This is a genomic window from Luteolibacter ambystomatis, assembly GCF_018137965.1.
Lineage (GTDB): Bacteria > Verrucomicrobiota > Verrucomicrobiia > Verrucomicrobiales > Akkermansiaceae > Luteolibacter > Luteolibacter ambystomatis.
In genome coordinates this window covers 4,725,031-4,735,622 of the sequence record NZ_CP073100.1, presented here as the reverse complement: position 1 = coordinate 4,735,622, position 10,592 = coordinate 4,725,031, and the positions used below count along the sequence as shown (strand labels likewise).

The 10,592-nt window shown below is 61.5% G+C and carries 7 protein-coding genes; 4 read left to right on the top strand and 3 right to left on the bottom strand.

The features are described 5' to 3' along the window. Positions 1-30: 30 nt before the first annotated feature. The 4 genes from KBB96_RS18415 to KBB96_RS18400 all read left to right on the top strand — a co-directional run bounded on the left by KBB96_RS18415 (position 31) and on the right by KBB96_RS18400 (position 6,118). The gene (locus KBB96_RS18415; protein WP_211630959.1) at positions 31-3,123 is read left to right on the top strand and encodes a hypothetical protein; all 3,093 of its coding nucleotides are present in this window, start codon (positions 31-33) and stop codon (positions 3,121-3,123) included. 83 nt (positions 3,124-3,206) lie between these two features. After that, positions 3,207-4,526: a hypothetical protein gene (locus tag KBB96_RS18410; RefSeq protein ID WP_211630958.1), complete on the top strand. Its 1,320-nt coding sequence runs from the start codon at positions 3,207-3,209 to the stop codon at positions 4,524-4,526. A gap of 63 nt (positions 4,527-4,589) precedes the next feature. Beyond that, a complete protein-coding gene (locus KBB96_RS18405) occupies positions 4,590-5,456 on the top strand; it encodes a YicC/YloC family endoribonuclease (protein ID WP_211630957.1) in 867 nt (288 codons plus the stop codon). Then, positions 5,456-6,118: a peptidoglycan recognition protein family protein gene (locus KBB96_RS18400; RefSeq protein ID WP_211630956.1), complete on the top strand. Its 663-nt coding sequence runs from the start codon at positions 5,456-5,458 to the stop codon at positions 6,116-6,118. Before KBB96_RS18405 ends, KBB96_RS18400 begins: the two co-directional genes overlap by 1 nt. A 106-nt stretch (positions 6,119-6,224) precedes the next feature. On the opposite strand, the gene KBB96_RS18395 is transcribed toward KBB96_RS18400, so the two are convergent. From KBB96_RS18395 to KBB96_RS18385, 3 genes are all read right to left on the bottom strand, one after another. Beyond that, a complete protein-coding gene (locus KBB96_RS18395; protein WP_211630955.1) occupies positions 6,225-6,989 on the bottom strand; it encodes a S1 family peptidase in 765 nt (254 codons plus the stop codon). Positions 6,990-7,026: 37 nt separating this feature from the next. Continuing rightward, on the bottom strand, positions 7,027-9,036 hold the full coding sequence (locus KBB96_RS18390; RefSeq protein ID WP_211630954.1) for a PDZ domain-containing protein: 2,010 nt from the start codon (positions 9,034-9,036) through the stop codon (positions 7,027-7,029). 276 nt (positions 9,037-9,312) lie between these two features. Further along, the gene (locus KBB96_RS18385; protein ID WP_211630953.1) at positions 9,313-10,590 is read right to left on the bottom strand and encodes an efflux RND transporter periplasmic adaptor subunit; all 1,278 of its coding nucleotides are present in this window, start codon (positions 10,588-10,590) and stop codon (positions 9,313-9,315) included. Positions 10,591-10,592 lie beyond the last annotated feature (2 nt).

The window sequence follows — 10,592 nt, the reverse complement described above, 5'->3', positions numbered from 1 at the left end:
TTGCTGGGCTCCATGTCCGCCCGCGCGACCATGTCTCCTAGCGTCGCCTCGACAAGTGCAAGCACCACCGCCACCACTACGGTGCTCCAAGCTACAACGGTGCAGGCGGGAACCGCAGCGGCGTTCGTTTGGTTTGAATACGGCTCCACCTCCGCATACGGAAAATCCACCGCTTCCTTCAGCGTTGCCGCAAGCACCAGCGCTTCGACAGCCCGATTCCCGCTGGCGAACCTGACACCGGCCACCACATTCCACTACCGGGTGAAAGCATCGAGCGCCGATGGCACCTATGAGGGCCCGGACCAAGTACTCACGACGACAGACCTTCCGACGGTAACGACCAATGCCGCCACCTCCGTCACGGATATGGCTGCCACCTTGAATGCGACCGTGAATTCACGAGGAGTAGCCTCAACCCTCTGGTTCGACTACGGCCCCACATCCTCCTACGGAAAAAGAACCTCCGGCGCGTCGATCACCAGTTCCAGCGCCACAATGCAGAACCAGAGCGCATCCTCACTGACCGGAGCCACGACCTTCCATTACCGGGCCGCGCTGTCGAATGCGGACGGCATCTTTTATGGAGCCGACCAGACATTCACAACCTCGGCACCCGCGATCGCTCCAACCATTTCGGGAGCCACCACGCTTGCCAAGATCACCGCCACCGGAGCCAGCGTGACGCAATCTTCGCTGGTCGCCGGCAGCTCGGATGCAACGCTGGTGATTGAATATGGCCTTACAACTTCCTACGGCTCACAGGTGGTCTATCCGACTCCTTTCTCCTCCGGAACCACCCAGAACGCCACAGTCGCCCTTACAGGGCTGACGCAGGGCTCCACCTACCACTGCCGGGCACGTTTCACCAGTCCAGCAGGATCGGCGGTAACAGCAGACAAGATCTTCACGACGTGGCAGCTCCCCCTCGTGACGACGGGCGATGTCGCAAATCTCACCGGAACGTCCGCCACGCTCCAAGGCAGCACAAATGCCGGGGGAGGCAAGCTTTCGCTCCAGTTCCATCATTGGATGGGTGATACTTCCTCTGCCTCTACAATCACCACCACTCCTTCATCCCTCTCCACTACCACCAACACCGCCATCACAGGAAACGACACCATCCTCATACCCGGGTGCCACTATTTCTATCGCCTCACGGGCAAGGACGAGGCCGGTGTCGAATACAGAGGCGAAGTCCGGGAATTCACTGCCCCATCAATCTCCCCGTTTTCAGTGACAACCGGGAGCGCTTCATTCATCCGAGCGGATTCGGCCAATGCCGCAGCAACCTTGATCCAAACCAACGGAGTGCTATCCACGATCTCCATTGAATATGGTCTGACCTCCAGCTACGGCCTCACTTCTTCCGAAATTCAGTTTCGGACACCATCGTCTTCAAGATCCTTTGCACTTTCCAATCTACTCCCGAACACCACCTACCACTATCGGGCGAAGCTCACGAATGAGACAGGCAGCGCGTATGGCGATGACATGCAATTCACAACTGCGGCCGTTTCCCTGACCACCACCACACTACCGGCCCAGGAAATCACACCAGTGAAAGCCACATTCGCAGGGACCTTCAAGCTCAATGCGGCCTCCAGCGCGATCACTTTCGAATATGGAACAGACATCTCCTACGGCAGCAGTATCTCCGCCTCGCCCTCGACTCTCTCCTCCTCCAGCAGCACCATCACCGCGACCGCAATACCCACAACCCTTGTGCCCGGCACGCTCTACCACTACCGGGCCGTTCAAACGAATCCATTCGGGACGGCATACGGAGCCGATCAAACCTTCACCACACTTGCCCCCGGCACGCTGGTGGCCATTACGGATTCATCGTATGGCGCGTCCTCCACAAGTCTGATGGTGCGTGGCACGGTCAAAACCCAGGGATTCCCCGCCGATGTATTCATTGAATACGGACGATACGGCTTCGGCCCTTTCGACACCGTGGTCGCGGCCACTCCCGCAACCGTGCCTGCGAATTCGGAAGTCACTTTCAACACACTGCTCACAGGGTTGACGAACGGCAACTATAGTTACCGAGTCGTTGCTTCAAGTGTCGCGGGAACCTCTTACGGAGGGACAAGAATAGGCGCCACATCGTTAACCCCCATCACGATCTACGCCTCCTTCAACTCGATCAACGCCACCAACGTGAACTTAAATGTCATCACGCCGGGCTTGGGAAGCTTGAACTACACCCTAGAATATGGAAAAACCGCATCCTATGGAACGAAGATCACGCAGACTTCGAGCTACTTTCTCCTTGATCCTCTCGAACCCGCCACCGTCTATCACTATCGTCTGAGTGCCAAGGACCAAGCCTTTACAACCATCTACAGCGAGGATCTCACCTTCATCACCGACTATCCGAGATTCAGCTATACTGCAGCACAAGCTGCCAACATCACAGACAGCTCCGCCGACGTCTCCGTAACCGTCACCTCGCCTTCCATGAGCACGCTTGCTCTGACGGTGAAGGAGCTGAAAGATCCATTCAGCACATTCACGTCCGCATTGGCTCCTGGAATTGTCCCCGCCAATTCCACTGTAACCTCCACGACAGCCCTTACCGGACTGAAGCCCGGAACCTCCTATTTCTTTCAGTTGATCGAGACTCATTTGGCTCCTCTGGGGAGCGCCAGCACCAACGGTTACTCCTTATCAGCCGGATTCACCACCCTCACTCGTGCCGAGAACTGGCGGAAAATCCATTTCGGCACCACCGCCAATGACGGAGATGCGGCGGACGATGCGACCCCGCGCCACGACGGAATCCCCAATCTGCTGAAATACGCACTCGGTATCGCCCCATCCTCCACCATGGCCACGCTGCCTCCCGCTGAAACCGGGCACTATGAAGGAGGAGCGTTCCTGCGCTATCGCTTCCCGCGTGATCCCGTGTGTGATGACATCGTCTATCTGGTTGAGAGCGCTGACAGCCCGGCTGGGCCATGGTCCGAAATCGCAAGGAGTGCGTATGGCGCTGTTGCCAACGGTCCGGGCTTTGTTTCGGAAACTCCTCTCGCCAACAAACGGATGGTCGAAGTCCGGGATACGGTCGGCATTCAAGCCGCACCACACCGCTTCATGCGGTTGAGGGTCACACGATGACTTTGGTTGGGAATCCGCCTTGGTTTTCCAACCGCCACTTGCTGGCCAAGCAGGCAGGCTCCTGTTAGTTCCCCCTCGTGCCGATGTTCAAAAAGATCGTGTCCGGGCTGGAGCAGGCCCACTTGAAATCCCTCGCCGCGAAAGGCGGCCTGTCGTGTCCCGCGTGTGGCACGGTCATGCATCAGCTCCCTGCTGAGATGGACGCGATAGTCACCTGCCTCTCGTGCGGACACTTCGGCTCGGCTTCCGAATGGGCTCGCGGCAATACCGATGGCAACCGCGTGGGCCGCGCGGACCAGCCTCCTGCAGGCACACGCATCGTACGTGAGAAAGCCGGCAGCTTCACCACATGGCACATTCCACCCTCCGGCAATGGAGGCGGCCTGGTGGGCTTCGGCTGGGTATGGACCATTTTCATCGCGATCTTCACATTCGCCGCAACCACTCCGCTCTGGCTCACCAAAATCACACCCGATGCCAAGGTGCAGGTGAAGGGCGCCTCAGGTGCGGGCGGAACGCTGGCCATGCTCGGGTTCCTGAGCATTTTCTGGGCGGTCGGATTGGCGATGCTTTACTTCGGCTACCGCATGAAGAATGCGAAGCACCGCGTGACGATCGGCAACGGCGCCGTTACCCTGCTTCGCGATTGGAGCGGCAGAAAGAAGGAAAAATCACTGCCGCTGGCGGGCCTGCAATCGATCTCACAGGTCGTGTTCTACTCGCGGAACTACCAGCCGGTCCATGGCGTGGAGTTGAAGGGATCTTCCGGCAAGCTGCGCTTCGGCAGCGGCCTGACGCCGGAGGAAAAGGCGTGGCTGGTGGCGGACTTCAAGGCAGCGGTGTGGCCGCAATCCCAAGCCGGTTTACAGAATACCGGAGCGCGCCAGGCTTCCGGACAGCCACAGGGAATATTCAGCGTGGCCCTTCCAGGATCGGCTGCGGGAGGTCTGATCTTCGGCGTCCTGTTCGCATTGATCGGCGGAACATTCGTTGGGATCGGTCTCTTGATGATGTCCGGCTCCCACGGCAGTTCACCCGGTTTCTTCGAAACCGTGGACGCCGGATTCCGTGGGATCTGGATCACGATGAGCAGCGTGTTCTTTGTGATCGGCTGCATCGTCACCGTCATGTCCGCGCGCAAGCTCGGCATCGAAACCCGCATCGAAGGCACCACCCGCCACATCGCCGTGAGGAAAATGAAGAAGGGCCTGGTGCTGGAAGAGAAGCTCTTCGACCGCGCACAGGTGCGTGACATCCGCGCCAGCGAGACCGGACAGATGAATGGCAAGCCGATGAAGAAGGTGGAGCTCATCGTCGGACAGAAAGCCGAACGCATCGCCCTGTGGGTGGATGGCGAGAAGGCGGACGCGGCGGTCGACGAGGTGCGGCGTGCGTTGGGTTGACGGAACCTCTGTTTGTCCCTTGGCGAAATCCGCGGACTCCGGCACAGTCGCGGCATGCATTCGATGACCGGATTCGGCCGCGGCTCGGCCACGACGGAACATTTCACCGCCACCGTGGAGATCACGGCGGTGAACCGCAAGCAATCCGAAGTGGTGGTCCAGGGCACCCGCGATCTTGCAGATCTCGAGCCACGCATCCGCCGCGCCGTTACTCAATCCACCTCGCGGGGACGACTCCAGGTCACTCTCAAGCTCGATCCCACTGCCAGCGGCGCGAAGCCCGCCCGGGTCGATGCCGGTCTCGCCCTTTCGATGGAGAAGGCATTCAAGGAGCTTTCCCGTTTGTTGGACCGCGACGTGATGCCGGTGGCCGCGGACTTCATCCGCCAACCCGGGGTGATCTCATTCGAAGACAGCGGCCTCGATTCCGACCTTGCGTGGCAGGCGGTCGAACGCGCTCTGGAGGCCGCGATGTACCAGTTGCTCGCGATGCGTGCCGCGGAGGGCGGCCATCTGAAGGCAGACCTGTTGGAGCGGCTCGCGCTCCTGGAAGGCTTCGCCGACCGTCTCGCCGCGGAGGCTCCGGGTCGTCCGCAGCGGCAGAAGGAGATGCTTCTCAAGCGCCTCCGCGAAGCGGGGCTCGATCTCGATCCGAACGACGAGCGCGTGCTCAAGGAGCTGGCCGTGTTTGCCGACCGCTGTGACATCACCGAGGAACTGACGCGCCTCGACTCGCACTTCCGGAAGTTCCGCGACTATCTGGACGCGGCGGAGCCCGCGGGCCGCGCGCTCGATTTCCTCTGCCAGGAATTATTCCGCGAGTTCAATACCATCGGCTCGAAGGCCAATGACGCCTCCATTGCCCAAACCATCGTCGAAGCGAAAACGGAACTCGAAAAAATCCGCGAGCAGGTGCAGAACGTGGAGTGATGAAACGCGCGCTTCTCCTGCTGCCGATCGCGGGCCTTCTGGCCTCCTGCGGAGTCTCCACCACCGGCGGTGACGCCAATCTCCAGGCACCGTCGTCCTGGGGCAACATGCGGGTGACTTCCGCGCTGGTGCAAAAGGGGACATACGGCCGCCATCGCATCCGGCCGATGACGCCGCGCTACATCACCATTCACGCGACGGAGAATTTCTCGGCTGGAGGCACCGCCCGCGCCCATGCGGAAATGCTCCGCACCGGCAGCCTCAAGGGTGAGCACAATTCGCTCGGCTACATCATCTGGCACTACACGGTGGACGATCACTCGATCTACCAGACCCAGCCATGCAACGAGCAGGGCCAGCACGCCGACTACGAGGGCCAGGGCAACCGCGAGTCCATCGGCATCGAAATGTGCGAGAACCGCGGCAACTCCCGCGAGGTCACGTTGGACCGTACCGCGAAGCTCGCCGCACTCCTGATGAAGCGATACGGCATCCCGCTCTCCCGGATCGTACCGCACCAGCACTGGCTGATGATCCGCTACGATGACCATCGCGACCTGGGCCACAAGACCTGCCCGCATTTCCTCGTGAAAGGCGGCGAATCCGATCCGGCGTGGCAGGCTTTCCTCGCACGGGTGGCACGCTACCGCGCGCAGCTCTGAGAACCAAACCGGGACCGCGGACTGAAGTCCGCGGTCCAATGAAAGCTATAAACGGAAAAAGCCGCTCCTCGATTCGAGAGGCGGCTTTGGAAATAGCTCGCGGAACTTACTTCGCCTGCGACGCGGACTCCAACAGATCGGCTGCGGGCAGGATCACGTTCGTAGCCTGGCTGGAACCGCTCTCATCCCCCTTCGGCGGAAAGCGGTTGATGCCGATACCGATGAACTTTCCTTCGCCGTTGAATACCGGCATGCCCAGCGATGGCGCACCAATGCGACCGAAGGTCCGCGGCTTGGTGAGGATGGAGATGACCTCGCTGGTCATCGCCACGGGCTCGCGATTGAAGTCCTTGCCCATACGGCCGAGCACGATCACGTCATCGAGCAAGGACAGCTTGGCGGAGTCGGTGATGTTCACCGGCGTGAGCTTCGCTTCCTCCGGCTTCTCCGGGCGGATGAAGGCGAGGTCGAGATCGGTATCCTTGAACGCGACCTTGGCCGGCACTTCCGAGCCATCCGCGAGAATGATCTTCACTTCCTTGGTGTTGGACTTCGCGGAAATCTGCACCGGACCTTTCGGGGTATTGATGGTGCGGCCGTCCACCGCCGAGGCGACATCGATGGCGGAAAGCGGTCCGACAATCAGGCCGTCCTTGCCGATCACGGTACCGACGATCTCCACCTTCTTTTCTTCCTTTCGGCTCGGATTGTCACCCGCGGTGACTTCGAGTTCCACCACCGCGCTGATGAAAACCACCGAGTCCTTGTTGGCGGTCTGGAGCGCGAGGGCCTTGTCCTTCAGAGGGCCGGTGGCCGCGGACGCGAATGGGGCCGCGAGCAGCGCGGCCAGGGCGATAGGAGCGAGTTTCATGTTTGGATGATCGTGATTGAAAAGGGCTGAAGGCGGTTCACCAGGTCGGTTCGAGTTCGATGTAGCGGGTGGTGATACCGCGGCGCACGAACAGAACGAAGGGAGTGCGCTTGTTTTTCTCCACATCGTCGAGAATCGTTTTGAGGGTGGCAATGGACTCCACCGGCTTGCCATCGAGCGAAAGCAGGATGTCCTCGTTGGAAAGGCCCGCCAATCCCGCCCACCCGGACGGCGTCACGGCGGTGACGAGCACGCCCTTGAGATCGTCCGGCAGTTTCTCGCGCACTCGGTCGGCCTGGCCGAGATCCCGCGCGGTGAACTCCAGCGGATCGGAGGTATGGGAGGCGAGCTCGGAAGTGCCTTCCGGGCTGGCGATGAGCGGCACCTTGATGACGATGTCCTCCTTGCCTCGGCGGACATTCAGCGAGATTTCCGATCCGATCTTGTACTGGCGGATCAGCGAATTGAAGACATCGGAGTCCTCCGGCCGCGACGACGGGATCACGGTGCCATCCAGCTTGAGCAGCAGATCACCGGTCTTGAGCCCGGCCTTCTCGGCATTCGAGCCGGGATGAATCTGCGTGATGCGCACGCCCTTCGAACCCTGGATGCCGAGGGCGCTGGCAAGATCGGCGGAGATGACCTGGGTATCGACGCCGATCCACGCCTTGCGGACGAGACCCGGCTTGTCCGGATCCGGCTCGGGGCCGATCTTCACGACGGTGAGGTAGTTCCGGCCATCGTGCTCATAGGAAACGAGCACCGGCACCGGCTCGGTCTTGTCCTTGGTGATCGCGGCGCTGACATCCACGAGGTCGGCCAGATTGGTGACCGGCTTGTCGTCCATGCCGAGGATCAGATCGCCGGGAACGATCGCCGGTTTGGAATCGGCGGCGGCTCCGCCCGCGCGCACGCTTTGCACGACCGCCGCCTTGTTATCGGCACGGAGCAGGCCCTTTGCCATGAGCTGGGTGAGATCGCGCGCGGTGATGCCCCAGGAAAGCAGTTCTTTCTCGCGTGGCTCGGCCGGCTCGCGCTCGGTGGTGATGAGTTTCCATTCGATGGCCTTGCCATCACGGAGGCCGCCCAGCTTTACCTCGGATCCGACCGGTGATTCCAAAAGCTGGCGGTTGAAAACGGGAATGTCTTCCGGTGCGCGCGAGGCGGGCACGGGCGCGCCATTGCAGACGGTGATGATGTCACCGGCCTTCAGGCCCGCTTTCTCCGCCGGAGAACCTTCGATCACGCCGCCGACAAGGATGCCCGCGGTTTCCTTGCTGGTCTTGAGCAGCGGCTGGGCGATGAGACCCGCCCAGCTGCGGCGGACCTTGCCGGTGGCGATGAGTTCATCCGCCACCTTGCGCGCGAGATTCGCCGGAATCGCGCCACCGAGGCTGCCGATGCCGACTTCGTTCACGCCGATGATCTCACCCTTCAGGTTGACGAGCGGACCACCGGAATTGCCGGGGAAAATGACCGCATCATGACCGATCCAGCGCACCAGTTCGCCCACGGCCTCGCCATCGAGACGCATCGAACCGCCGGGAGCGATCATCTCGGTATTCGCCACGATACCCTGGGTGACGGACTGGGAAAGACCCGCGGGACTGCCCATGGCCAGCACCACATCCCCGACTTCCAGCGTGGCGCTGTCGCCGAACTTCGCCACCGGCAGCGGCGCGTTCGGGTCACGGAGATCTTTCTTGTCGATCTTGAGAATCGCAAGGTCTGCGAGTGGATCGGTACCCACCAGGGTGGCGCGCACTTCCTGCCGGTCGGACAGGCGCACGACGATGCGGGTCGCCCGGCCTGCCACGTGATGATTGGTGAGGATGTAGCCGTCCGGGTGGATGATGGTACCGGAGCCGCTGGCCCGCATTTTCTGCATGCGGCCCGCGCCACCTTCTTCCGCCACCACATGGATGCGCACCAGCGCCGGATAAACGGACTGAACGGATGCCTCGATCTGGGGATCGGTCTTGGCGGTCGCGGTCACCGGAACGAGACCGGCGACACAGGGGAGCAGATAAAAGGCGTGGCGGAGCATTGGCGTGAAGACGGAATCAGAGCGCCCCTCCCGCGGGAGGACAAGCCGTCAGCGCGCACCACCGGGGATTTTGTCTGGAAAAGGGCCAAGCTGCGGGTGGGAGGCCTTCTTCGTACGTAGTTCCTCCTTCAGGAGGGCGTTTCCAGCGACGTTTTCTCTATACAGCTGCCAGACCTGCTTTGGGTTTCCTTTTCCGAGCTGCACCGGTTTGGCAGCTGGAATAGAGATGTCATTCCAGACGCCCTCCTGAAGGAGGAACTACGTACGAAGAAAGCCTTACTTTGCCTCCTCGCGCTTCTTCACCTCGGTGCCGTCCTTCACGGTATCCGGCGGGTGCAGCAGCACTTCGTCACCGGTGGACAACCCGGAAACGACTTCCGTAAACCTCCCGTCGGTGCGCCCGGCCTCAAGCGTCACCTTGGCCGCCTTGCCATTCCGGAATGCGAAGGTTTTCCATGCATTGCCTTCGCGAAACAGCGCCCCGGCGGGAACCACGGGCACATCATCGCGGTGCCACACCGCCACGCGCACCTCCACCCGGAAACGGTCGCCGAGACGGGCCGCCTCCTTCGGTGGATCAACCAGATCGCTCAGCACGATCACGCGCTGCTCTTCCACGCCCAACGCGGAAATCTTGGTGAACCCGGCGGGTTCGACACGGCGGACACGGCCCTTCAGCACCTGCTCCCCACCCCATTGCTCGATCTCCACCGTATCGCCTTCGTGAATGGTGACGGCATCGCGGGACAGGATCTCGGCCTCGATCTCGATGTCAGCGGGATCGCCAATTTCCAGAATCTGGGTCCCGGGAGAAACAATGGCCTCGCTCTCCTGCATCACCTTCAGCACGCGGCCGGAAACGGGTGACTTCACCTCAGCGAGGTTGCCGGCGCTATCCGGCTTCGGTCGTTCCAGCGCGGTGCGGGCCTGCGCGAGTTCGAACTCGGCGACCTGGAGCGTGAATTCAGCCGAGCGAAGTTGCGCGGCCTTTACGTTGGCATCGCCCTCGACGCGGTCGCGGTCGCTCTTGGACACCGATCCCGGGATCTGCACCGCCCGCACGCGGTCGCGATCGGCATTGGCGAGATTGGATGAGGCTCTCGCGGCATCGAGCGATCCTTCCGCCTGCTTCATCGCGGCCTCGCGGGTGGCTACCACGGCTTCCGCTTGTGCTTTGGCACGGGGGTCCAGCAAGGGCGACACCACCGGCTCGATGGCAGTGATCACGGTTTCCCCGGCTTTCACTTCATCCCCCGCCTTCAGCGCGACGCGACGCATTTTCCCGGCGGCGGGTGCGGAGATGATGTGGCGATTTCGGATGCGGGTCTTGCCTTCCTCCGACACCCGCACGGTAAGCGCGGAGCGGGTGACGGCACCCGTCTCCACCTCGACCGGCTTGCCCTTCATGCCAAAGGCGATCAACGCGACCAGCGCGCCAAGGCCGAGCCATGGCAGCAGCTTCCGGAAACGTTTCTTCGCAGTGCGGCCTTCCTTCGGATCCCACGGGGGATCGTCTTTGTCGCGGGCGGGAGAGACGGAGGGTGAATCGGACATGG